The organism is Mycobacterium persicum (assembly GCF_002086915.1).
GTDB lineage: Bacteria > Actinomycetota > Actinomycetes > Mycobacteriales > Mycobacteriaceae > Mycobacterium > Mycobacterium persicum.
In genome coordinates this window covers 3,778,984-3,801,535 of the sequence record NZ_MWQA01000001.1, presented here as the reverse complement: position 1 = coordinate 3,801,535, position 22,552 = coordinate 3,778,984, and the positions used below count along the sequence as shown (strand labels likewise).

The window sequence follows — 22,552 nt, the reverse complement described above, 5'->3', positions numbered from 1 at the left end:
GATGCGTTCCCCGCCGGGACTCCCGCATGGCGGGCGCGCCCGCACCGCCGAGTATCACCGGCCAATCCTGCTCCGGGCAACGGCCTTCCGGGTGATCTAACGAGTGCGCTACAGCGCGTAACGCGAGTAGCAGGCCTCCATATCGCCACCCACCCCGGCGCGGAATGCCGCAATCCGGGTGAACCCGGCCGGCACGCTGATCCCGTCGGCATCGCTGGCCACCATGTGGTTGGTCAGCAATCCGGAAACGGCTTCGTCGAGATCACCGGCGGTCAGAATGAGTTGCTGACCGGAAGGCAGGTCGATCGGCTCGGCCATTTTCCGGTGCGCAACGCCGGTCAGGCAGGCCGTCCGCAGGGCGGTCCACGGACTCTGCATCGCCAGCCCGCGTTCATGCTGCGCCGCCAGTGCATATCTCGACATCACGATCGACAACGCGGTGTCATCGCCCTGCGGCAACGACTGTTCGTCGGTGCCGGCGACCTTTCCCATGGTCGCCAACGCCGCCAGGTCGACGACGATCGTGTTGCTGGCCGGACAGTACGACGCCGGCGGGCTGGGCTTGGCGTCGCGGCAGCCGGTCGCCTGGTAGGACAGCGTGGGCGGATTCTTGGGCGAAAAGACCTTGCCCATCAGCTCCATCAGCGTCTTCAGGGTGTCTTCGTTGATCGCGACCTCACCGGTCTCCTGGTTCCCGCTGCTGTCGACCCGCAGGCCGGTCGGCAGGTCACCACGGCGCCGCTCGATCTCGGCCTTGTTGATCGCCGCACACGCCTCGGTCCCACTGAGGAAGCCCATCTGGAAGGCGCTGACGCGGTCCAGGGCGGACCCGTGTTCGTCGTCGTTTTCCGCATCCGCGTCCATCACCGGGTCGCGGGTGGTGATGATTCCAGCGAGCACGTGGTCGAGCCCGTCCGCGGTGCTCAACGTGAAGCGCGGCGACTTGCCCGCGGCCACCCAGTACAAATAGACGCCGGCGAAGCAATCCGCTTGTTGCTCACGGACAATGGTGGCGTCGTTGCGGGTCACCAACTTCGCCATCACCTGAAGGGCATGCCCGAACTCGTGTGCTAACACGCCGGTGACGGATATCTCGCCGAAATACTTCTCGGCGACCGGCATGAATACCCCTCGGTCCCAGGCGATGATGTTGCAGCGGGAGGTAAAGAACGCGTTCACCAGCTGGTAGGTCTCGTTGTGGCAGACCATCGGGCTGCTGGGGTCGTTGGAGTCATAAGACACCAGTTTGTCGACGGGTCTGAACGTGCCCTTGAGGGCTTCGCTGTAGACGCCTTTCCAGTAATCCTGGATGTCGTTGACCGACAGCAACGACAACTTGTCGATCGGTCCGTTGTTGGTGTTGATCACCGTGCCGCTCGGAGCGGGCCCGTCGGGACGGGGGCCGCTGGGACCGTTGGTCGCGGGCAGACCTCCGACCCGAAACGGGTCGTTGAGGATCGACAGCCCACGTCCCTCCACCAGGGTGGTACAGCCGGCCACCACCAGCACGGCACCCAGGCCGGCCGCCGCGGCGCGCAGTGATGCGGCCAGCCCGCGTGTGCGTCGCCGCCGCAACTGACGTCTTGCCCCACCGCAGTTATCCATGTAATCGACCCCGATCCCGACTGGCCTGCACCCAAGGGTCCCAGTTTAGATCGGTTGATCGGAAGTCAGTGCGCAAACCAAGCAGCGACGCCGCAAAAAGTCCGGGTGCCGCGTACGGCCCGAGCAGGCCGGTGGCACAACGGTTTAAACTCGCCGGACCTGCCGGACTCCGCCCGGCGCGGCAGCCGCTACGACACCGGCGCGCGATGGCGCTTGTCGTGTGGGGTGACACCGTTGACGCCCGCGATGGACTGCGCATAGCTGCCCACCGCGAACGCCACCGCCGAACCCATCACGGCCAATGCTTCCCCGTTGAGGTTGTCGGCGGTGTCCCGGGCACTCAGATAGTTGGGATCGAATGCGACGCCTGCCTGACCGCCCCAAAGACGGGCCTGCACAGTGGTTTTCGCCTGAGAGGCGCCGGTGGTCAGCCCGCCGATCGGCACCCCGGCGACCAGGAAGGGATGGTAGTCGGCACTGGCGGTCAACGGCATGTCAGCGGGCCGCTTACCCGCCAAGTTCACATAGCCGGCAAGGGTGCGCTCGATGCCGGCCGAACCTTCCGGCACATCGGCCGGTACCACACCGGAACCCGGTGGGCCGGACTGGTCGCCGTCGTCGGTGAAGAATCCCGCGTTGGGCGAGCCAAGCATGTCGAAATTCAGGTACATCGCGAGGTTGTTGAGCTGTTCGCCATTCAGACCGAAGACGTAGTCCATCGCACCGGTGAGCCCGGCGCCCCAGAAGGCGAACCGCACCGCATTGTTGACCGGCGGCAGCGGCCCCAACTGCAGCGCCGTTTCCAGCACCGCGGCCACCCCGGACCCGCCGTCGTTGATGCCCGGTCCTCCGGCTGGGCTGTCGAGATGCGAGCCGAGCATGATCACCTCATTCGGCGTCCCGGTTTTGGTCTGCGCCAGCACATTCCGCGAGGTGATCTTGACGTTCTCGGTGTCCAGCACCAGCCGCACCGGGGCGGTTGCGCGTCCCAGGGCAGCGGCGACGTTGGCGTCGACCACCGCGACGGGCACGGTGAGCTGGTTGTAATAGCCAGGGCTGAAGAGGGTCGGTGGGCTTCCCTGTCTCGTGGGCTCACTCACCACAATCAACCCGATAGCACCCTTGGCGAGCGCGCTGTTCTGCTTGTCGACGACCGAACAGCGGGTATCGTCCACCACCGCGATCGCGCTCTTGGGCAGCACGGACGGGTAGTCGCCGACGGCGCAACCGGCCGGTTGGGTGGGCCGTACCGGCTGGCCGGTCAGGCCACCGGGTGGCGTCCGAACCAGCAGCGAGGCCTGGTCGACGGGATAACTGCGGCCGGCGACCGTCAGCGCCGGTTTACCCTGCGACGCGGTGTACACTCGCTCGAACTGCGGGGTCGATACCTCAAACCCCTTGGTGCGCAGCGCATTCGCCACATAGTCAACGCTGGCGTCGTAGCCACGCGTACCCGTCGCCCGGTTGCCGTTGTTGGCGTTGGCGATGGCCTGCAGTGCACGTAGGTGGGTGAACATCCCGTCGGCGGTGACCTTGCCGGCCAACATGCGACCCAGGTCAGGCGCCGCGGCCGGCGGCGGCTTGGGCGCCGAGCACGCGGCCAGCAGGCAGGCCAGCAGCAGAGTCGCTATCGGGCCCCGCATCATGGCTTGACGAGCACGTGACGGGTGCGATCCTCTATCGGGGGAACACCGTTACGGCCGGTCAGGTCCTGCGCATACAGGCCCACGGCGTAGGCGACACCGGCGCCCTGGATGCCCAGCGCCGTGCGGTCGATGTGCTCTAGGGTGTCACCCTTTTGGTGATAGTTGGGATCGAAAGGCTCGTTTGCGGTGCCGCCCCACAGCTTTGCCTGCTCGTCGGTCTTCTTGGCCTCCGCACCGGCGAACAGCCCGCCGGACGGGATCCCCGCCAAGGTGAATCCGTCATAGTCGGAACGACCGTCGAATGCCGTGTCCTGCGCGGTCTTGCCGGCCAACTTCAAATACCCGACCAACAGCCGCTCGATCCCGGCCGAGCCTTCCGGCACCACCGGCTGGCCGCGGCTGTCCAGCGGCAGCGACAGGTCTCCGTCATAGGTGAAGTAGCCCGGATTGGGGGAAGCCAGCATGTCGAAGTTCAGATAGAGGGCGATGTTCTTCAGCGCGTCGAGATTGAGCGACTCTACATAGTTGCGGGAACCGATCAGCCCCAGCTCCTCGGCGCCCCAGAATCCGAACCGCACCGCGTTGTGCACCTGTGGCGAGTTACCCAGTTGCACTGCGGTTTCCAGGACCGCGGCCACTCCGGAGCCATTGTCGTTGATACCGGGACCCTCGGCCACGCTGTCCAAATGGGCGCCGGCCATCACCACATCGGTGGTGGACCCGGTTTTGGTCTGCGCGATGACGTTGCGCGCCTTGAAACTCTGGGTGCTCGCCGCGAGTTTGACGGTTGTCGGCCCGGACTTCGCGCGCAGCTGCATGCCCACCGACTTGGTGACACCGACGACCGGGATCTTGACGTCGGTGTTGACCCCCAGAGTGCCGCCCATCGACTGCTCGTCGACGTTGTCGACGATGACCAGCGCCGCGACGCCCTGCTGGGCGGCGACGTCTTCTTTCTGGGCGAACTCGCAGCTGCCACGGTCCACCAGCGCGACCGCACCCCGTGCCGGCAGTTTGTCGTAGTCGGCGGCGGTGCAGCCCGGGCTGTCGTCGGTGGGAACCGACAGCAACGGTCCGCTTACCCCGTCCGGGGCGGTGCCGAGGCTGTATTCCAGCGCACGTGCCTCCACGGTCACGCCACCGACGGTCACCGACCCCTTCTCGGCGTGGAACACCCGGGCCGAAAACTCGGGTGTCTGCACGTCAAAACCGCTGTTGCGCAAGGTGTTGACGACGTAGTCGACGCTGGCCTCATAGCCCGGGGTGCCCACCGCCCGGGTGCCGTTGTTGGCGTTGGCGATGTCCTGCAGTTTGGCAAGATGCGTCACCATCGCTTCGGTATGCACCCGGTTGTGCAACGCGTCGGCGAACTCGGCCGCGGCCGGATTGCCGGTAAAGGCCTGGGGACAGCCCGACGAATGAACACAACCGACCACCAGCAGGGCAATGACCACCACCACGGACATTGCCGGGGTCCTTGATTTGTTCGCCATCGCGCCCAGATTAGACCGCGGTCCAGCCGCGGCGCCGCTTGACACCCATCCGGCGGGCGATCGATCCGGCCTTAGTGAATGCGGGTGAGCCCAGACGAACTCAGACAGGCACGGCCTCAGACGAACAAAGCGCTGAACGGCGCAACTGGGATGTTGCGCACCACGAACCAGGCCAGCACCAGCGACAACGTCACCAGGGCCGACCAGCGACTGCGCTGCCAGCCGCGTATTCGCCGACCCACCAGCCGACCATACGTCCACGCCAGGTAGGCCCACACCAAGAGCACCACCGCCGCCAGGCCGAGAGCGTTGAATCTCGCGGCGGCCAACAGATTGCCGTGCAGCAGGCTGTACAGCATTCGCAGGCTGCCACAGCCCGGGCAATCGATTCCCAGCAATGCCTTGGTGGGGCATACCGGAAGCGGACCGTTCGGCGTCGTCGGGTCACCCACCCAGATAACGGCGCACACCGACATGGTGGCCGCGGCCACCAGCAGTGGCGCACCCAACCGCAACGGCACCGACCCTTGGTGGGTCACCATGTACTCGCCTTAGAACATCCCCACGAGCATGGCCGCGCTCGACGTCCCGGCGTTCAGCGCACCGACCGCCATCAAGATGCCGTAGATGACGATCACGATTACGCCGGCGATGGCCGACCACATCACGAACTTCTTGGCGCTGTCGGCGGCCGCCTGGGCCTCCGCATAGCGCCCCTGTGCCCACAGCCCACTGACCTGGGTGGACTTGACGATCGCAACGATCCCAAGCGGAAGACAGCAGAACAACGTCACCAGAATGGACCACACCAAGTAGTTGTCAGGTTGTTGCCCGGCAGGCGGCTGCTGCGGCGGGTAACCAGGCGGTGGTGGTTGTGTCATGAAAACTCCAGATCACGAGAAGTTAGCTGGCCTAAAGCGGTGCCTACCATACCCGAGAGCCGCCCTGACGGCACCACCTAATGGGAAAAATCCGCGGGGCGGCGGGCAGTCGCTGAACCACATCGGTGCCGCAATGCGGCGCACTTGTCCGAATCGGCTCGACCCGGATTCCCCAGGGGGCAATCGTTCACCGCTGCCACCAGGGTCGGCAGGAGCCAGAAGCCGTGGTGGGACTCGGGTGAAAGATGTTGTCTTACTGATGATTTCACCAACCGTCGGCACCAGCGCGCAGCCGTGTTGGCACCTTGACCAACGTCCGCCGCACACCGAAATTAATGTCACGACAGACAATTTCCCACAGAATATGTGTAGGCGCAGACATGCCCTATAACGGCCCTATAACGGTCCGCCCATACCGATCGGCAAAGCCCTGTTTTCCGACCATCGACACCAATACACTCACCGATGTCAACGCAGCCGCATCGTCGGTCCGACACACCAAGGAGTCAAGGATGTCTCACTTCACCACCGCGCTGCGAGCCGCGACGGCTGCAGCACTCATGGGTAGCCTCGCCTGCCTGGGTACTGCGACCGCGAATGCGGACCCCACCGGCACTGCGTCCGACGTCAACACGCTCGCCGGTTCGGTGTCGAAGGGTTACGGACTGAACAACTGCACGCCCCAGACGATCACCAGTGGCGAACTCGCCGCGCTTTCCTGCGGGCAGAACCCCGACGCCGCGGGACCCGCCCTGGCCAAGTACATCCTCTTCGCCACCCCCGACGACATGAACGGATCATTCAAGGCCAGCATCAAGGACGAAACCCTCACCGCGTGCGGGGACAGCGGCCAGTCGCCGACCACCTGGCGCCAGGGCAGCGCGGGCGCCACGGCCGGACAGGTGGCCTGCGGCACCTACCAGGGTGCCGCCGAGATCATCTGGACCACCGACGCCAAGAACGTGCTCAGCTACATCCGTGCCGGCAATTCGGATGTCCCCGCGCTGTACCAGTGGTGGCGGACCAACGGCTGACGCTTACAGTTGGGCCGCAACCAGTTTCGCGACCGCGCGCATCCCGGCGGCATTGGGGTGCAGCGGCGCCGGCCGCGCCGGTAGCGGCACCCCCAACCGCGCGGGCTTTTCCGTCCACGGCTCGGGCGACCATGCGTGGTGGTCGCGGCTGGCTGCCGCGGCGCGCACGACCTCACAGCCGGTGAGCGCGGCGGCGTCGGCGGTAAGTCGTTCCAGCGTTGCCGCGACGTGGCGGCCGAGCTCGCTGTCCGCCGCGGACAGTGGCGCAGCCGCGATCCCAGCCGGGGGCAACACCGTGAGGTAGTCGACGAACAGTACCCGCGCCCGCGGCGCCCGCCGCCGTAACGAACGACCGACCTCGCACAGCGAATCGAATACCTGGCCCAGGGCCTGATCGCGGTTGTTACTGTCGCGCAGTTCGGCTATCCGCGCGCCGAGCAGCGGCAGGCGCCGCGCCGGTCGCGGCAATGCCGCGGCCATCAGCAGCGGAATGTAGCCGACGTCGTTGCCGCCGATGGTTACCGTGACCAACGACTCCGAGCCGTCCAGCGCGGTTATCTGCGGTGGCGCGCCGTGCTGGTGATCGGCGAGCACATTGGCGGTGGTGGCGCCGGAGTAGGTGACGTCCACCAACTCCAGGTGTTGTTGTTCGGCGACCAGGTGCGGGTAGTTGCGGGCCGATCGGCCGGATCGCCACGGCGCGCCGGCCGCGCGCGGCCCGATACCCGGACCGGCTGCCATCGAACTGCCAAGCGCCACGTAGCGTTTGGTGCGAGTGGTCATAGCTCGGGGCTGGAGGCCTGTGCCCAAAAGCGTTTCGGGATCCTGCCGGCACGGCGCGCCAGATGGCCGGCGGTGACGGCCGCGGCCATCGCGGCGGCCATCGCCGGGGGATCTGCGGCCCGGGTCACCGCGGTGGCCAACAACACCGCGTCACAACCCAATTCCATTGCCAGCGCCGCGTCGCTGGCGGTGCCGATGCCCGCGTCGAGGACCACCGGAACTCCGGCCTGCGCTACGATCATCTCGATATTGTGCGGGTTGGTGATGCCGAGGCCGGTGCCGATCGGTGAGCCCAGCGGCATCACCGCCGCGCAACCGGCGTCCTCGAGGCGGCGGGCCAGCACCGGGTCGTCATTGGTGTACGGCAGCACCACAAACCCGTCGTCGACCAATTGCTCCGCGGCCCTGACCAATTCGATAGCGTCCGGCAGCAGGGTGCGCTCGTCGGCGATCACCTCCAGCTTGACCCAGTTGGTGTCCAGCGCCTCGCGGGCCAGCTGCGCGGTCAGCACCGCCTCGGCGGCACTGCGGCACCCGGCGGTGTTGGGCAGCGGCGTGATACCCAGCCGGTTGAGCAGGTCGAGCAGACCGGTTCCGCCCTCGGCGTCGACCCGGCGGATCGCCACGGTGGTCAGCTCGGTACCCGAGGCGACCAACGCCTCTTCCAGCACCGCCAGATTCGACGCTCCCCCGGTACCCATGATCAGCCGCGACGCGAAACTGCGGTCGCCGATCGTCAGTTTGTCACCCACGTCAACCACCCTGCACCGCCGTCACCACCTCGAGCCGATCACCTTCGGAAAGCATTGTCGCCCAGTCAGATCGAGGAAGCACCGCGCAGTCTAGGGCCACCGCAACGCCGCGGTCCGGGAAACCCAGCGACTGCAGCAGCGCGGCAACGGTGGTCTGCTCGTCGACCTCCACCTGCTGCTCGTTGACGACGACGATCATGCGCTCGCTCCGACCGCAGCGAGTTCGGACATGATCTGCTCGGCCGTCCACGGCGCCAACAGGAATCCCGACCGGCCATGGCCCGCGGCGACCAGGGTCCGCGCGTCCAGGCGTTGCACGATCGGCAGGTTGTCGGGCGTCATCGGCCGCAGTCCCGCCGAGCACTCGGCCAATTCGTACTCACCCAGGGCCGGCAGCACCGCGCACGCGTCGTCCAGCAGGTCACGCACGCCCGACACCACCGGCGCGGTGTCGCGGCCGTGTTCATACTGGGTGGCGCCCACCACCACCCCGTCCGCGCGCGGCACCAGATACACCTGACGACCATGGACCCGTGCGCGAATCACTCTGTGCGGCAACGTCATACAGCCTTTACGCCAGCGCAGCCGTAACACCTCGCCCTTCACCGGGCGCACCGGCAGGCCGGGCCACAACGCGGGAGCGTCGATGCCGTTGGCGATCACCACCGCGTCACCCTCCGCGTCGGACAACCCGGTCACCGGAGCAGCCCAGGCGACGCCGAGTCGCTCACAGTCCACGGTCAGCGCGTCGAGCACTGCGCGGTTGTCCACCGCCAATTCGGTGGGCGCGCGAAAGCCGTGCCGGATGCCTTGTGCCAGCAGGGGTTCGACGTCGCGGACGGCCGACTCCCACACCACCGGGTGTCCTTGCCGCGACAACCAGTCGGCAACGGTATGCAGGTCGGCGACGTCGGCCCGGTCGACGGCCACCACCAGCGACTCGCGGGCGGTGACCACGTCTGACGGCAGCCCGTCCAGGAAACCGCCGTGGTGCCACAGCCGCAGCGACTCCAGCCCGAGCCGCAACAACCGTTCCTCACCGGGCCAGGCTTCGCTGTGCGGGGCGATCATGCCGCCGGCGACCCATGACGCGCCGGGATCGGCGCTGCGATGCACCCGCACCGACCATCCGGCCCGGGCCGCCCGGCGCGCCACCGACAACCCGATGACGCCGCCGCCGATGACGGCCAACGACCCCGCGGGTGTGGGTGCTGACATCCTTGCTCCCTTCGCCGGCATGACCCGGATCAGGTGTGACGGTCAGGACAGGTCCAAGGTGCCCACTCTCAGTCCCGCTCATTACCCGGGACTCCCGTGCCTAACAGGGGTTCTTCTGGGTTCCAAACTAGCGCGCTAGCGTCGCAGTGTGCAGTCCCGTCTGGCTCGTCTGGCTCGTCTGGCTCGTCTAGCCGAGGCGAGGCTCTATTTGTGTACCGACGCCCGTCGGGAGCGCGGCGATCTGGCCGAGTTCGCCGACGCCGCGCTGGCCGGCGGCGTGGACATCATCCAGCTGCGCGACAAGGGCTCGGCCGCCGAACAGCGGTTCGGCCCGTTAGAGGCGCTCGACGAGCTGGCCGCCTGCGAAATCCTCGCCGACGCGGCCCGCCGGCACGGCGCCCTGTTCGCGGTCAACGATCGGGCTGACATCGCCGTGGCCGCCGGCGCCGACGTGCTGCACCTGGGTCAGCGCGACCTGCCGTCGAGCATCGCGCGAGAGATCGTCGGGCCCGACGTGCTGATCGGCAGGTCCACCCACGACCGCGACCAGGTTGCCGCGGCCGCCGTCGGGGATGCCGACTACTTTTGCGTCGGACCGTGCTGGCCCACTCCGACCAAGCCGGGGCGCCCGGCGCCGGGGCTGGACCTGGTGCGGGCCGCCGCCGCAATCGGTGGCGACAAACCGTGGTTCGCGATCGGCGGTATCGACGCGCCGCGGCTGCCCGACGTCGTGGCCGCCGGTGGCCGCCGGATCGTGGTGGTGCGGGCCATCACGGCGGCCGACAACCCGAAGGCGGCCGCCGAACAGCTCAGGTCAGCGCTTCCAGCAACGAGCTGACCCGAGGGCTCAGCTGCGACGGCGCCAGGTCCGCGTCGCCCGGCAGGCACCACACGAACACCCCGTCCTCGATTTCCACCGTGCACGGCAGCCGTCGCCGGCGTTCGTCGCCCCGGCGCAGCGGCACGGTGACCGGGGCGGTGCGCAGCAGCTGCCAGCTGGCGGCGAATCCGGGATGCAGCGGCAGCTCGGTCACATCGTCCTCGGCAACCCAGCGCAGCTCGGCGCTTTCCCGGTTGGGCACGGTGGGCAGCAACTCGTCGGTGTCGGCGACGACCGTCGTATAGGTCCAGGCCGTGCCGCGTGGGTTGGCCGTCACCAGCACCGCCCGCACGGTAAGGCGCTCGGCGGCCAGGCCCGCCTCTTCCCGCGCTTCACGGACCGCGGTCTGCTCCGGAGTCTCATGGCTGTCCCGGGCGCCGCCCGGCAGGCCCCAGGTGCCGCCCTGATGGCTCCACACCGCCCGGTGCTGCAGCAGCACCGCGGGGCTGCCGTCAGGTAACGGGGCCCTAAGTAGCAGCCCGGCCGAGCCGAATCGGCCCCAGAAGTGGGCGCCGTTGTCGGATACCACCCATCCGTCCCCGTCGCCCTGCACCAACTCAGGATATGCACGCGATTAGGGTAATTAGGTCTGCCTCCCCACATCTGTCGGCGCATTCTCTTAGAATTCGCTTATCCGGGTTGGTGACTTCGCCGAACAAGCCGAATAGATATCGAAAGCCGAGGTCGGAGCAGACGTGACGGTTGAGCTGGCGCACCCGTCGACCGAGCCGCTGGGATCGCGGTCGCCCGCTGAACCGGCCCATCCGCGCTGGTGGTTCGTCTCGACGACACCCGGGCGGATCCTGACCATCGGCATCGTGCTGGCAGCTCTGGGCGTGTCCAGCGCGTTCGCCACGTCGACGACGATCAACCACCGTCAGCAGGTGCTGACCACCGTGCTGGAACATACCGAGCCGCTGTCGTTTGCGGCCGGACGGCTCTACACCACGCTGTCGGTGGCCGACGCCGCGGCAGCCACCGCATTCATCGCCCAGGCCGAACCCCGCGCTGTCCGGCTGCGCTACGAGCAGGCCATCACCGACGCGGCGGTGGCGGTAACCCGCGCGTCGAGCGGGCTCACCGATGAGTCGTTGGTGCAATTGCTGGGCCGGATCAACGCCGAACTGGCGGTCTACACCGGCCTCATCGAGATCGCACGCACCAACAACCGGGCGGGTAACCCGGTCGGGTCGTCGTACCTGTCGGAGGCATCGGGGCTGATGCAGTCGACGATCCTGCCCGACGCGCAACAGCTGTACCAGGCGACGTCGGAACGGGTCGACACGGAAACCACCGCATCCACCCAGATCCCGGCGCCGGTGATCCTGGTCGTCACCACCACGGTGGTCTTCGGCGCCTTCTCGCATCGCTGGCTGGCCCGGCGCACCCGCAGACGGATCAATCCCGGTCTTGTCGTCGGTGCGCTCGGTATCCTTGTGATGGTGGTGTGGGTCGGAACCGCATTGACAATCTCTACGGCCGCCAGCCGTAGCGCCAAAGACACGGCGGCGGAGTCGCTCAAGACCGTTACCAACCTGGCGATCACCGCCCAGCAGGCGCGAGCCGACGAGACGCTGTCGCTGATCCGGCGCGGCGACGAGGAGATCCGCAAGCAGTCGTTCTACCAGCGCATCGAGGCCATGCATCACCAGCTCGACGCCTACATGGCTCGCCGCGACGCCGTCGACAAACCGGATCTGCAGGGCGCCGATCAGCTGCTGGTCCGCTGGCAGCAGGCCAACGACCGGATCAACTCCTACATCTCGGTCGGCAACTATCGCGCCGCCATCCAGGTTGCGTTGGGCAAGGGCGAGGACGACGCCACGCCCGCGTTCGACAAGCTCGACGAAGCCTTGACCAAAGCAATGGAGCAAAGCCGTAACCGGCTGCGCAACGACGTCCTCAATGCGCGTCGCGGACTGGCCGGCGCCCAGGTGGGCGGGGTGGTGCTCAGTGTGGGCGCAGCCGTCGCCGTCGCACTCGGACTGTGGCCCAGGCTGAAAGAATATCGGTGATGAAGGGCCTGCCCAGTTTCTCGAGGGCAGCATCGCCTGTCGCGCTCCTGGCCGCCGCGGTCCTGCTCGCCGGTTGCGGCCACTCCGAATCGCTGAAAGTGGAGACGACGCCGACGCTCCCGTATCCCACGCCGGTCGGGATGGAGGTGATGCCGCCCGAGCCGCCGCTACCGCCGGACGCGGCGAGCCAGGACTGCAACCCGACCGCCAGCTTGCGCCCGTTTCGCACCAAAGCCGAGGCCGATGCCGCGGTGGCCAATATCCACGAGCGGGGCCGGTTGATCGTCGGGCTCGACATCGGCAGCAACCTGTTCAGCTTCCGCGACCCGATCACCGGGGACATCACCGGATTTGACGTCGACATCGCCGGGGAGGTGGCGCGTGACATCTTCGGCAGCCCGTCACACGTCGAGTACCGGATCTTGTCGGCCGCGGAGCGCATCACCGCGTTGCAGACTTCCCAGGTCGACGTCGTCGTCAAGACCATGACCATCACCTGTGAGCGACGCAAGCTGGTGAACTTTTCCACCGTCTACCTGGATGCCAACCAGCGCATCCTGGCCCCCCGTGACTCGTCCATCGCGAAGGTGTCGGACCTGTCCGGCAAGCGGGTCTGTGTGGCCAGGGGCACCACGTCGTTGCGCCGTATTCGCGAGATCGCGCCGCCGCCGGTCATCGTGTCGGTGGTGAACTGGGCCGACTGCCTGGTGGCGATGCAGCAGCGGCAGATCGATGCCGTCAGCACCGACGACTCGATTCTGGCCGGGCTGGTGGAAGAAGACCCTTATCTGCACATCGTCGGGCCCGACATGGCCAACCAGCCCTATGGCATCGGGATCAATCTGGACAACACCGGGCTGGTCCGGTTCGTCAACGGGACACTCGAACGGATCCGCACCGACGGCACTTGGAACACGTTGTACCGCAAGTGGTTATCGGTCCTCGGTCCGGCACCGGTGCCACCCCAGCCGAGGTATCTGGATTGATGTCGCCGAAGCCCGCGCACCACGACTCAGCCACCGGCGATCAGGAAGGCCGGCAAGATCTGGCTCCCGGTACGCAGTCGGTCGACGTGCAGACCGGCGCAGCCGCCGGCAGCCGGCCCCCGGCGACTCAGGCGATTTTCCGTCCCGATTTCGACGATGACGACGACGACGACTTGTCCATCTCGCTGCGCGCCATGGACACCCAGCCGCAGGAGCGAATGTCGGCTGCGACGCGGGCACTGCCGCCGGTCAGGAAGCTCGGCGGCGGCCTGGTGGAGATTCCGCGGGTACCGGATATCGATCCGCTCAAGGCCCTGATGACCGACCCGGTGGTTCCCGAGTCGAAGCGGTTCTGCTGGAACTGTGGACGCCCGGTCGGTCGCAGCGGCGCGGAGGGCACGGGCGCCTCGGAGGGCTGGTGCCCGTACTGCGGCAGTCCGTACTCGTTTTTGCCGCAACTGAGCCCAGGCGACATCATCGCTGGTCAGTACGAGGTCAAGGGCTGCATCGCGCACGGTGGAATGGGCTGGGTGTATCTGGCCCTCGACCACAATGTCAACGACCGTCCGGTGGTGCTCAAAGGCCTGGTGCACTCCGGGGACGCCGAGGCGCAGGCGATCGCGATGGCGGAACGGAAGTTCCTCGCCGAAGTGGTGCACCCGTCGATCGTGCAGATCTTCAACTTCGTCGAGCACACCGACCGGCAGGGGGATCCGGTCGGCTACATCGTCATGGAGTACATCGGCGGGCAGTCGCTGCGGCGCGGCCGCGGCGAAAAACTGCCGGTCGCCGAGGCGATCGCCTACATCCTGGAAATCCTGCCGGCACTGAGTTATCTGCATTCGATCGGCCTGGTCTACAACGACTTGAAGCCGGAAAACATCATGCTCACCGAGGAGCAGCTCAAGCTGATCGATCTGGGTGCGGTGTCGCGGATCAACTCGTTCGGATATCTCTACGGCACTCCCGGCTTCCAGGCGCCCGAGATCGTGCGGACCGGTCCGACCGTGGCCACCGACATCTACACCGTGGGGCGCACCCTGGCAGCGCTCACACTGAACCTGCCCACCCGCAACGGGCGATACGCCGACGGGCTGCCCGACGACGACCCGGTGCTGGACAGGTACGACTCCTTCGGCCGGTTGCTGCGCCGCGCCATCGACCCCGATCCGCGACGGCGGTTCGCCAACACAGACGAGATGTCGGCGCAGTTGACGGGCGTGTTGCGGGAGGTGGTCGCCGCCGACACCGGGGTGCCCCGGCCCGGGCTGTCGACCATCTTCAGTCCCAGCCGGTCCACCTTCGGCGTGGACCTGCTGGTCGCGCATACCGACGTGTACCTGGACGGCCAGGTCCATGCGGAGAAACTGACCGCCAAGGAGATCGTGACCGCGCTGCAGGTACCGCTGGTCGACCCGACCGACGTCGCGGCCCCGGTCCTGCAGGCCACAGTGCTCTCCCAGCCGGTGCAGACCCTGGACTCACTGCGTGCTGCCCGCCACGGCGCCCTGGACGCGGAAGGTGTCGACCTTTCCGAATCGGTCGAACTGCCGCTGATGGAGGTCCGGGCGCTGCTGGACCTCGGTGATGTCGCCAAGGCCACCCGCAAACTCGACGACCTCGCCGAGCGGGTGGGCTGGCGCTGGCGGCTGATCTGGTACAAGGCTGTCGCCGAGTTGCTCACCGGCGACTACGACTCTGCCATCAAACATTTCACCGAGGTGCTGGACACCTTCCCCGGCGAACTCGCACCCAAACTGGCGCTGGCCGCGACCGCGGAGCTGGCCGGTTACACCGACGAGCACAACTTCTACCAGACGGTGTGGCAGACCAACGACGGCGTGATATCGGCGGCGTTCGGTCTGGCCAGAGCCCTTTCGGCTAAGGGTGATCGAGCCGGCGCGGTGCGCACCCTCGACGAAGTGCCGCCCAGCTCAAGGCATTTCACCACCGCCCGGCTGACCAGCGCGGTGACGTTGCTGTCGGGACGGTCGCGCAGCGAAATCACCGAGGATCAGATCCGCGACGCGGCTCGACGAGTGGAGTCGCTGCCACCCACCGAACCGCGCGTGCTGCAGATCCGCGCTTTGGTGCTCGGCGGCGCGATGGACTGGCTGCAGGACAACCAGGCAAGTACTAACCACATACTGGGGTTTCCGTTCACCGATCACGGGCTGCGGCTCGGCGTCGAGGCGGCGTTGCGCAGCCTGGCGCGTATCGCGCCCACGCAGCGGCATCGCTACACCTTGGTGGACATGGCCAACAACGTGCGTCCCACCAGCACGTTCTAGGTTTGCTTGGGGTGCTTCGGCGGCTTGGGTGCTGGACCGGCGTCCGTGCTGGTGTTTCAGTGAGCGGCTACTGCCTCAACATCGGGCTGGGAACTCGAGCGTGCGTCTGTGGCGTCGAGCGTGCGTCTATGGCGTCGAGCGTGCGTCTGTGGCGCAAGAATCGCCCTGATACCGCCCAGGATGCACCGTCGACGCCATGGGCGCACACTGGAAACCCTTACCGCACAACCGAATCCGCTTCGCCATCACCGCGCCTCACCGCACAACCGAACTGCGCTCCGCCACCGCCGCCCGTACCCGGCGCAGGATGTCCGCGGGTCGATCCTCGGCCACCACCCGGATGATGATCCACCCCAACTGCTCGAGCAGCTCGACGCGTCGAATGTCCTTGACATACTGCTGGCGGTCTCGTTGATGATGGTCGCCGTCGTATTCGACGGCGACCATATAGTCCTCCCAGCCGAGGTCGAGGTAGGCAAACGGCATGCCATCGGCTCCCGCTACCGGTATCTGCGTGCGCGGTCGCGGGAATCCCGCATCGATCAGCAGTAGCCGCAGATAGCTTTCCCTCGGTGATTGTGCACCGGGGTCAACGAGCTCCAACGCCGTCTCCAGCTGCCGCAGTCCGCGCGCCCCGGGATGGCGGCCGGCGACGTGCAGCACATCGTCCACCGTGAAACCCGTCGCCCGAGCCAGTGCGTCCAGCCGGACGACGGCCGAGCGGACCGCTCCCCGCCGGCCGATGTCGAAGGCGGTGCGCTCGGGTGTGGTGACCGCGCGCCCGTCAACAGTCTGCATTTCGCCGTCGCCCAGCACGTCGCGGCGCGTGAGCACACCACGCGGCGGCCGGGACTTGACACAAATCAGCTCCACGGGGAAGTCGTCGGGAATCCACCTGGCCCCGTGCACCGCCGCGGCCGCCGCACCCGCAATCACCGCCGAACCGCGCGACCACAGCCAAGCAGCCGCAATCCGCTGCTCGAAAGACAACTGCACCCGTCGCGAAAGGTAGACATTCGGTAGCACTGCCCGGTACTGCGTGCGAAGTTGATGCCGCGTCAAGGCTCCTGACGCCAACAGCGCGCTGCCGAGGAATGGTGCCTGCGAATCCCACATGCCGCAGAGGATGGCACGTCGACCGCCAACAGTGATTCCGCACATCCACAGGTTTGAAAAGCATGAACCGCGCGATCTTGGAGCCAGCCGGCGGCCCACACGGCACACATAGCGAAAACACAGCTTCACCCGTCACAGTTGGAGCATGGCCGGGCAATCCGCGCGGTGGATCACCACGGCCCGAGTCCTGCGCCGGGCCGGGTTCGGGGCAAGCGGCCCCGAGGTGGACGCGGTGGCCGGTCAAGACTGGCCCGCCTACCTCGACGCTGCCCTGGCCGCCGACCCCGACGCGGACCCGGGCGCGCGAGAAACCCCGATGCCGGAACTGGCCACGCCGCGGCCGCCGGGCAAAAGGGCAACACCGGCGGCTCGCGAAGAGTTCACCCGCGAGCTTGCCGAGCAGCAGGCCGAGTTGTCCGGATGGTGGCTGCGCCGCATGGTCGCCGTCCGGCAGCCGCTACGCGAGAAGCTGACCCTGTTGTGGCACAACCACTTTGCAACCTCGGCGCGAAAAGTCCGGGCCCCGGCATATCTGGCAGCGCAAAACCAGAAGCTGCGCACGCTGGCACTGGGCGACTTCCGCACGCTGGCCTACGCCATGCTCACCGACGCCGCGATGCTGCGCTGGCTGGACGGGCAGAGCAATACCGCCAGGGCCGCCAACGAAAACCTGGCCCGGGAATTCATGGAACTGTTCGCGCTGGGCCACGGCAACGGCTACACCGAGGACGACGTGCGAGCCGGCGCCCGCGCGCTGACCGGGTGGGTGATCGGCGCCGACGGTCGGACGTCGATGCTGCCCCGGCGTCACGACTTCACCCCCACGACGCTGTTCGGGATCACCGGCCATTTCGATGCCGCCGGGTTCTGCGACGCGGTGCTGGCCCAGCCGAAGTCCGCGCGGTACGTCGGGGGGCGGCTGTGGCAACAGTTGGCCTCCGACGACCCGCCGTCCCCAGCGGTGCTCGACCGACTGGTCAGCGCCTACGGCACCACGCGCGACTTGCGCGCCCTGACCCGGGCCATACTCACCGACGACGAGTTCACCGGTAGTCGCGCGACGGTCGTCACCACCCCGGTCGAATGGCTGGTGGGCATGATCCGGTCGCTTCGAGTCCCCGTCGACAACCACCTCAAGCTGATCGAGGCGACACTCAAAGCACTGGGACAACGGCCGTTCTTCCCCCCGGACGTCGCCGGCTGGCCGCGGGGCCAGGTGTGGCTGTCCACCGCGTCCGCCGCGACTCGCCTGCGCGTCGCCCAGCACCTGGCGAACAGGGCCGACCTGTCGACCGTCGAAAACACCGCGGCGCAAGACCGCATCGAGGCCGTCGGCTATCTGATCGGCGTGGGCGCGTGGACCGACCGCAGCGCCCGCGCGCTCGGGCCGCTGGTGCGCCGCCCACCCCAGCTGGTCGCCGCCGCGGTCAACACACCGGAATACCTGACGTCATGATCACCCGCCGCAGGTTCTTGATCGCCAGCGCCGGCGCCGGCGCGGCCGGTCTGCTCTCCGGAGCGGTGGCGGTCAGCTGGCGCGATCTGCAGCACGCGGCCTACGACCGGCCGTTGCCCGACGACGCCGGCGTGCTGGTCATCGTCACGCTCTACGGCGGCAACGACGGGATCAACACCGTAATTCCCTACGCCGACAACGCATACCACGATGCCCGTCCCGAACTAGCTTACGCTGCAAGCGACGTCGTGCAGCTGGACGCGCAGCTGGGACTCAATCCGGGATTGCGGGGTCTGGCGCAACTATGGCAGCAGCGGCAGCTCGCGATCGTGCGCGGCGTCGGCTATCCAAAGCCCGACCACAGCCACTTCCGGTCCATGGACATTTGGCAGAGCGCATCGCCGGCCGAACCGGTCTCGTCGGGCTGGATCGGTCGCTGGCTCGACGCCACCGGAGATGATCCGCTGCGCGCGGTCAACATCGGTGCCGTCCTGCCCCCGCTGGCGGTGGGCGAAAAGCACACCGCCGCAGCGCTTTCGACCGCCGCGGCGGAGAAAGCCGCGGATAGGTTCGACGCGACGATGCAGGCGCTGAGCGCGACAGATCCGAACGACACCCCGGCGATGGCGGCGGTTTCCAGAGCCTATCGCGACGCGCGCACCACCGACGCGGCGTTCGCGTCCATCAAGCCGGAAAGCGCCCACAATTCGCTGGCCACCCAGCTGAACATGGTGGCCGCCGCGATCAAGGCCCGGGTGCCCACGCGCGTCTACACCGTGCAGCTCGGCGGATTCGACACTCACGCCGACGAACGCGACACCCAGCAGCGGCTCTTGCAGACGTTCGACGAGGCCGTCACCGCGTTCCTGCGCGACATGGCCGGTGATCGCTGCGGCCGCAACGTCGTCGTCCTGGCGTATTCGGAGTTCGGCCGCCGAGTCGCCGCCAACGCTTCCCAGGGCACCGATCACGGCACGGCCGGGCCGGTCTTCGTCGCGGGGGTACCGGTCAACGGCGGCTACTACGGCGACGAGCCCGGTCTCACCGACCTCGACCACGGAGACCTCAAGGCCACCACCGACTTTCGCGACATCTACTACGAGCTGCTGGTACACACCCTCGGCGCCGACCCGACACCGTCAGTCGGAACCGGGCGGACGAGCCTCGGCTTCCTGTAAGCAGTCCCGGGCGATCGCCAATTCCTCGTTGGTCGGGATCACCAGTACCGCGATCGGCGAGCCGTCCGTCGAGATCTGCCGGGCCCCGCCCGCCGAAGCGGCGTTGCGCCCCGCGTCGAGTTCGATGCCCAGCTCAGCCATTCCGGCGAGCGCGTCCCGGCGCACCGAGCTGTCGTGCTCGCCGATCCCCGCGGTGAACGTCAGCACGTCGGTGTGTCTCAGCACCGCCAGGTAAGCACCGATGTACTTGCGCAACCGGTGGATGAATACATCGTAGGCCAATCGCGCTGCACGGTCGCCTTTTTCGATCATCTGGCGCAGCCGGCGGAAATCGCGCTCACCGGCCAGTCCCAACATCCCCGACCGGTGGTTGAGCATCGACTCGATCTCGTCCACACCCATGTTCGCGTTGCGCCACAAGTACCACATGATGCTGGGATCCACATCACCGCTGCGGGTACCCATCACCAAACCCTCCAGCGGAGTCAGGCCCATGGAGGTGTCTACCGGTCGCCCGGCGGCGATCGCCGACGCCGACGCACCGTTACCCAGGTGCAGCACAATCTGATTCAGGGATTCCAGCGGCCGGCCCAGGAAGGCGGCCGCGCGCTCGCTGACGTAGCGGTGCGAGGTGCCGTGAAATCCGTAGCGGCGGATCTGCCACGTCTGGGCCAGGTCCCGGTCGATCGCATAGGTAGCCGCTTCGGCGGGCAGGTCATGGAAAAACGCCGTGTCGAACACCGCGACATGCGGGACGTCGGCCAGCATGGTGCGCGCCACCTTGATGCACAGCACCGCGGGCGGGTTGTGCAGCGGCGCCAACGCCGACAACTCCTCGAGCCGGGCTACCACCGCATCGTCGAGCACTGTCGGCCGGTGAAAGTCCCTGCCGCCGTGCACCACCCGGTGTCCGACCGCCACCAGGCCACAGGTCCGCACGTCAATGCCGTCCTCGGACAGCATGTCGAACGCCCGATGCAGCGCTGTGTCGTGGTCGGGCACCGAGGACGACGATTCGCCAATCCGCTCGATATTGCCGGCCGCCCGTGAAATGCCGGACACCGGATCGATCAACTGAAACTTCAGCGACGACGAGCCGGAATTGAGCACCAGCACCAACCGGTTAAGGGCCATCGTCGATCCCCTGCGCCTGAATTGCGGTAATGGCAACCGTGTTGACGATGTCCTCGATCAGCGCCCCGCGTGACAGGTCGTTCACCGGCTTGCGCAGGCCCTGAAGCACCGGGCCGATCGCGATGGCTCCCGCCGAACGCTGCACCGCCTTGTAGGTGTTGTTGCCGGTGTTGAGGTCGGGAAAGATCAACACCGTCGCCCGGCCGGCCACCGGCGAGTCATGCATCTTGGCGGCTGCGACCGCGGGGTCGACGGCGGCGTCGTATTGGATGGGCCCCTCGACCAACAGCTGCGGCTCCCGTGAGCGAACCAACTCCGTTGCCGTCCTGACCTTTTCAACGTCGGCCCCGGCCCCTGAGGCACCGGTGGAGTAGGACAGCATAGCCACCCGCGGTTCGATGCCGAACTGCGCGGCGGTGCGAGCCGAGCAGATGGCGATATCGGCCAGCTGCTCGGGCGTCGGGTTCGGCACGATCGCGCAGTCACCATAGGCCAGCACCCGATCGGGCAGGCACATCAGAAAGATGCTGGACACCGTGGAGATGCCCGGGGCCGTTCTGATGATCTCCAGCGCCGGGCGCACGGTGTGCGCCGTGGTGTGAGCGGCTCCGGACACCATGCCGTCGACATGGGAGTTGTAAACCAGCATGGTGCCGAAATACGATACGTCACAAATGATTTCACGGGCCAGCTCAGCGGTGATGCCGTGCGACTTCCGCAACTCGGCGTATTGCTCGGCGAAGTGGTCGCACAGCGGGCTGGTGCGCGGGTCGAGTACCTCGGCCTGACCCAGATCCACACCGAGTTCGGCGGCGCGCAGCCGGATCTGAGCCTCCTCGCCGAGGATCGTCAGGTCGGCGATGCCGCGCTGCAGCAGGCGGCCGGCGGATTTGAGGATGCGGTCGTCGTCACCTTCGGGAAGCACGATGTGTTTGCGATCCGACCGGGCCCGCTGCTGCAGACCATAGGTGAACATCTGCGGTGTGGTGATGGTCGGGATCGGGATGGCAAGGTGGGTCATCAAATCGGCGGCATCGACGTGGCGGTCCATCAGCTCCAGCGCGGTGTCGATCTTGCGCTGCGAGGTTGCGGTGAGCCGGCCGCGAGCCGCCGCGGCGGCGCTGGCCGTCTCGTAGGTACCCAGCGTGGTGGCGATGATCGGCAACCTCAGCCGCAGCCCCGACACCAGCGCCGCGATCGACGGATGCAGGTCGAACCCACCGTTGAGCACGATGCACGACAGCGACGGAAAGCCTTCGGCCGCATGGGCGCTGGCGACCGCGAGCACCACGTCCGAACGATCGCCCGGGGTGATCACCGCCATGCCGTCGCGCAGCCGCTCCAGCACGTGGTCGGCGGTCATCCCGGCCACCAGCACGTCCATCACCTCGCGACTGCGCAGCGGCGTCTCACCGCTGATCGCGGTCCCATTGACCGCCTTCTCCAACTCGGCCACCGTCGGCGCCGACAGCAGCGGCTCTTCGGGCAGCACATAGCTGGGCGGGCCGACACCCCGCAGCGCTTCGCCCACCGCCGCCAGCTCCGCCGGGTCGCAGCGGTTGGCCACCACCGCCGCGGTGTGCGCGTGGTGGGCCGACAACTCGGCCAGACACACCCCGACGACGCTGAGCACCTGGTCGGCGGTGCGCCCCCTGGCGCTGACCGCCAACAGCACCGGCACACCGAGATTGACCGCGATCCGGGCGTTGACCGACAGTTCGGTGGGGGTGGCGACGTCGGTGTAGTCGCTGCCGACGATCACCACCGCGTCGCAGTTGTGCGCCATCGCGTGATACGCCGCGACGATGTCGGTGATCGCGGTGTCGGTGTCGGCGTGCAGGTATTGGTAGGTCACGCCCACGCATTGCTCGTAGGGCAGGCCCGCGGTGGTGTGCTCCAGCAGCAGTTCCAGGAGGTAGTCGCGCGCACCGGCTGTTCGGGTAAGTGGCCGGAACACACCGACTCTGGCGACCGTCGCGGTCAACCGGTGCAGAATCCCCAGCGCGATCGTCGCCTTACCGGACGCAGGTTCGGGCGCAGCGATGTAAATCGCGGTGGTACCAAGGGAGCTGGAGGACACCTGC

The 22,552-nt window shown here is 67.3% G+C and carries 20 protein-coding genes; 7 read left to right on the top strand and 13 right to left on the bottom strand.

The window, feature by feature from the left end; translation table 11 throughout:
• Positions 1 to 108: 108 nt before the first annotated feature.
• From B4U45_RS17345 to B4U45_RS17325, 5 genes are all read right to left on the bottom strand, one after another.
• Positions 109 to 1,605 carry a neutral zinc metallopeptidase gene (locus tag B4U45_RS17345; protein WP_075546280.1) on the bottom strand — a complete coding sequence of 499 codons (1,497 nt, stop codon included), beginning with the start codon at positions 1,603 to 1,605 and terminating at the stop codon, positions 109 to 111.
• Between the two features lie 188 nt (positions 1,606 to 1,793).
• Positions 1,794 to 3,251, bottom strand: coding sequence for a M28 family peptidase (locus B4U45_RS17340; RefSeq protein WP_075546281.1), 1,458 nt, complete (start codon positions 3,249 to 3,251; stop codon positions 1,794 to 1,796).
• A complete protein-coding gene (locus B4U45_RS17335) occupies positions 3,248 to 4,744 on the bottom strand; it encodes a M28 family metallopeptidase (RefSeq protein ID WP_075546282.1) in 1,497 nt (498 codons plus the stop codon). The genes B4U45_RS17340 and B4U45_RS17335 overlap by 4 nt, the downstream gene beginning before the upstream one ends.
• 116 nt (positions 4,745 to 4,860) lie before the next feature.
• The gene (locus B4U45_RS17330; protein WP_075546283.1) at positions 4,861 to 5,286 is read right to left on the bottom strand and encodes a DUF2752 domain-containing protein; all 426 of its coding nucleotides are present in this window, start codon (positions 5,284 to 5,286) and stop codon (positions 4,861 to 4,863) included.
• A gap of 9 nt (positions 5,287 to 5,295) precedes the next feature.
• On the bottom strand, positions 5,296 to 5,625 hold the full coding sequence (locus B4U45_RS17325) for a CD225/dispanin family protein (protein ID WP_075509523.1): 330 nt from the start codon (positions 5,623 to 5,625) through the stop codon (positions 5,296 to 5,298).
• 512 nt (positions 5,626 to 6,137) lie between these two features.
• Between B4U45_RS17325 and B4U45_RS17320 the strand changes: the two genes are divergently transcribed.
• Entirely contained in the window at positions 6,138 to 6,659 is a 522-nt protein-coding gene (locus B4U45_RS17320) for a serine/threonine protein kinase (protein ID WP_075546284.1), read from the top strand.
• Positions 6,660 to 6,662: 3 nt separating this feature from the next.
• Here B4U45_RS17320 and B4U45_RS17315 read toward each other — a convergent pair whose 3' ends face one another.
• From B4U45_RS17315 to thiO, 4 genes are read right to left on the bottom strand one after another with little or no spacing between them, the layout of a single operon-like run.
• A complete protein-coding gene (locus tag B4U45_RS17315) occupies positions 6,663 to 7,442 on the bottom strand; it encodes an SGNH/GDSL hydrolase family protein (RefSeq protein ID WP_075546285.1) in 780 nt (259 codons plus the stop codon).
• Complete coding sequence (thiG, locus tag B4U45_RS17310; protein ID WP_075546286.1) at positions 7,439 to 8,194, bottom strand: thiazole synthase; 756 nt, start codon at positions 8,192 to 8,194, stop codon at positions 7,439 to 7,441. Before thiG ends, B4U45_RS17315 begins: the two co-directional genes overlap by 4 nt.
• A 1-nt stretch (position 8,195) precedes the next feature.
• Positions 8,196 to 8,393, bottom strand: a complete 198-nt coding sequence (gene thiS, locus B4U45_RS17305) for a sulfur carrier protein ThiS (protein WP_075546287.1) — start codon at positions 8,391 to 8,393, stop codon at positions 8,196 to 8,198.
• Positions 8,390 to 9,412: a glycine oxidase ThiO gene (gene thiO / locus B4U45_RS17300; RefSeq protein WP_075546288.1), complete on the bottom strand. Its 1,023-nt coding sequence runs from the start codon at positions 9,410 to 9,412 to the stop codon at positions 8,390 to 8,392. Before thiO ends, thiS begins: the two co-directional genes overlap by 4 nt.
• 178 nt (positions 9,413 to 9,590) lie before the next feature.
• On the opposite strand from thiO, the gene thiE reads away from it, so the two are divergent.
• Complete coding sequence (thiE, locus tag B4U45_RS17295; RefSeq protein ID WP_089025117.1) at positions 9,591 to 10,250, top strand: thiamine phosphate synthase; 660 nt, start codon at positions 9,591 to 9,593, stop codon at positions 10,248 to 10,250.
• On the opposite strand, the gene B4U45_RS17290 is transcribed toward thiE, so the two are convergent.
• Positions 10,222 to 10,845 carry an NUDIX hydrolase gene (locus B4U45_RS17290; RefSeq protein ID WP_075546289.1) on the bottom strand — a complete coding sequence of 208 codons (624 nt, stop codon included), beginning with the start codon at positions 10,843 to 10,845 and terminating at the stop codon, positions 10,222 to 10,224. The genes thiE and B4U45_RS17290 overlap by 29 nt on opposite strands.
• 142 nt (positions 10,846 to 10,987) lie before the next feature.
• Here B4U45_RS17290 and glnX point away from each other — a divergent pair, with 142 nt between their 5' ends.
• From glnX to B4U45_RS17275, 3 genes are read left to right on the top strand one after another with little or no spacing between them, the layout of a single operon-like run.
• A complete protein-coding gene (gene glnX, locus B4U45_RS17285) occupies positions 10,988 to 12,307 on the top strand; it encodes a protein kinase G-activating protein GlnX (protein WP_075546290.1) in 1,320 nt (439 codons plus the stop codon).
• Positions 12,307 to 13,293, top strand: coding sequence for a glutamate ABC transporter substrate-binding protein (locus B4U45_RS17280; RefSeq protein ID WP_075546291.1), 987 nt, complete (start codon positions 12,307 to 12,309; stop codon positions 13,291 to 13,293). The genes glnX and B4U45_RS17280 overlap by 1 nt, the downstream gene beginning before the upstream one ends.
• Positions 13,293 to 15,584, top strand: coding sequence for a serine/threonine-protein kinase PknG (locus tag B4U45_RS17275; protein WP_099184535.1), 2,292 nt, complete (start codon positions 13,293 to 13,295; stop codon positions 15,582 to 15,584). Before B4U45_RS17280 ends, B4U45_RS17275 begins: the two co-directional genes overlap by 1 nt.
• Positions 15,585 to 15,839: 255 nt before the next feature.
• On the opposite strand, the gene B4U45_RS17270 is transcribed toward B4U45_RS17275, so the two are convergent.
• Positions 15,840 to 16,700: an endonuclease domain-containing protein gene (locus B4U45_RS17270; RefSeq protein WP_075546293.1), complete on the bottom strand. Its 861-nt coding sequence runs from the start codon at positions 16,698 to 16,700 to the stop codon at positions 15,840 to 15,842.
• Between the two features lie 145 nt (positions 16,701 to 16,845).
• Between B4U45_RS17270 and B4U45_RS17265 the strand changes: the two genes are divergently transcribed.
• Both B4U45_RS17265 and B4U45_RS17260 read left to right on the top strand, forming a co-directional pair.
• Entirely contained in the window at positions 16,846 to 18,156 is a 1,311-nt protein-coding gene (locus B4U45_RS17265) for a DUF1800 domain-containing protein (protein WP_075546294.1), read from the top strand.
• Positions 18,153 to 19,334, top strand: coding sequence for a DUF1501 domain-containing protein (locus tag B4U45_RS17260; RefSeq protein WP_075546295.1), 1,182 nt, complete (start codon positions 18,153 to 18,155; stop codon positions 19,332 to 19,334). Before B4U45_RS17265 ends, B4U45_RS17260 begins: the two co-directional genes overlap by 4 nt.
• On the opposite strand, the gene B4U45_RS17255 is transcribed toward B4U45_RS17260, so the two are convergent.
• Positions 19,296 to 20,468, bottom strand: a complete 1,173-nt coding sequence (locus B4U45_RS17255) for an acetate kinase (RefSeq protein ID WP_075546296.1) — start codon at positions 20,466 to 20,468, stop codon at positions 19,296 to 19,298. The genes B4U45_RS17260 and B4U45_RS17255 overlap by 39 nt on opposite strands.
• Positions 20,458 to 22,548 carry a phosphate acetyltransferase gene (gene pta, locus B4U45_RS17250; RefSeq protein WP_075546297.1) on the bottom strand — a complete coding sequence of 697 codons (2,091 nt, stop codon included), beginning with the start codon at positions 22,546 to 22,548 and terminating at the stop codon, positions 20,458 to 20,460. The genes B4U45_RS17255 and pta overlap by 11 nt, the downstream gene beginning before the upstream one ends.
• Between the last annotated feature and the right edge of the window lie 4 nt (positions 22,549 to 22,552).

Excerpts from the sequence above, each read along its gene's own strand:
- B4U45_RS17320 (WP_075546284.1), top strand. The coding sequence starts at position 6,138 with ATGTCTCACTTCACCACCGCGCTGCGAGCCGCGACGGCTGCAGCACTC.
- B4U45_RS17315 (WP_075546285.1), bottom strand. The coding sequence starts at position 7,442 with ATGACCACTCGCACCAAACGCTACGTGGCGCTTGGCAGTTCGATGGCA.
- B4U45_RS17330 (WP_075546283.1), bottom strand. The coding sequence starts at position 5,286 with ATGGTGACCCACCAAGGGTCGGTGCCGTTGCGGTTGGGTGCGCCACTG.
- B4U45_RS17270 (WP_075546293.1), bottom strand. The coding sequence starts at position 16,700 with ATGTGGGATTCGCAGGCACCATTCCTCGGCAGCGCGCTGTTGGCGTCA.
- thiS (WP_075546287.1), bottom strand. The coding sequence starts at position 8,393 with ATGATCGTCGTCGTCAACGAGCAGCAGGTGGAGGTCGACGAGCAGACC.
- B4U45_RS17340 (WP_075546281.1), bottom strand. The coding sequence starts at position 3,251 with ATGATGCGGGGCCCGATAGCGACTCTGCTGCTGGCCTGCCTGCTGGCC.
- B4U45_RS17280 (WP_075546291.1), top strand. The coding sequence starts at position 12,307 with ATGAAGGGCCTGCCCAGTTTCTCGAGGGCAGCATCGCCTGTCGCGCTC.
- B4U45_RS17335 (WP_075546282.1), bottom strand. The coding sequence starts at position 4,744 with ATGGCGAACAAATCAAGGACCCCGGCAATGTCCGTGGTGGTGGTCATT.
- B4U45_RS17325 (WP_075509523.1), bottom strand. The coding sequence starts at position 5,625 with ATGACACAACCACCACCGCCTGGTTACCCGCCGCAGCAGCCGCCTGCC.
- B4U45_RS17265 (WP_075546294.1), top strand. The coding sequence starts at position 16,846 with ATGGCCGGGCAATCCGCGCGGTGGATCACCACGGCCCGAGTCCTGCGC.
- thiO (WP_075546288.1), bottom strand. The coding sequence starts at position 9,412 with ATGTCAGCACCCACACCCGCGGGGTCGTTGGCCGTCATCGGCGGCGGC.
- B4U45_RS17275 (WP_099184535.1), top strand. The coding sequence starts at position 13,293 with ATGTCGCCGAAGCCCGCGCACCACGACTCAGCCACCGGCGATCAGGAA.
- B4U45_RS17260 (WP_075546295.1), top strand. The coding sequence starts at position 18,153 with ATGATCACCCGCCGCAGGTTCTTGATCGCCAGCGCCGGCGCCGGCGCG.
- B4U45_RS17255 (WP_075546296.1), bottom strand. The coding sequence starts at position 20,468 with ATGGCCCTTAACCGGTTGGTGCTGGTGCTCAATTCCGGCTCGTCGTCG.
- B4U45_RS17345 (WP_075546280.1), bottom strand. The coding sequence starts at position 1,605 with ATGGATAACTGCGGTGGGGCAAGACGTCAGTTGCGGCGGCGACGCACA.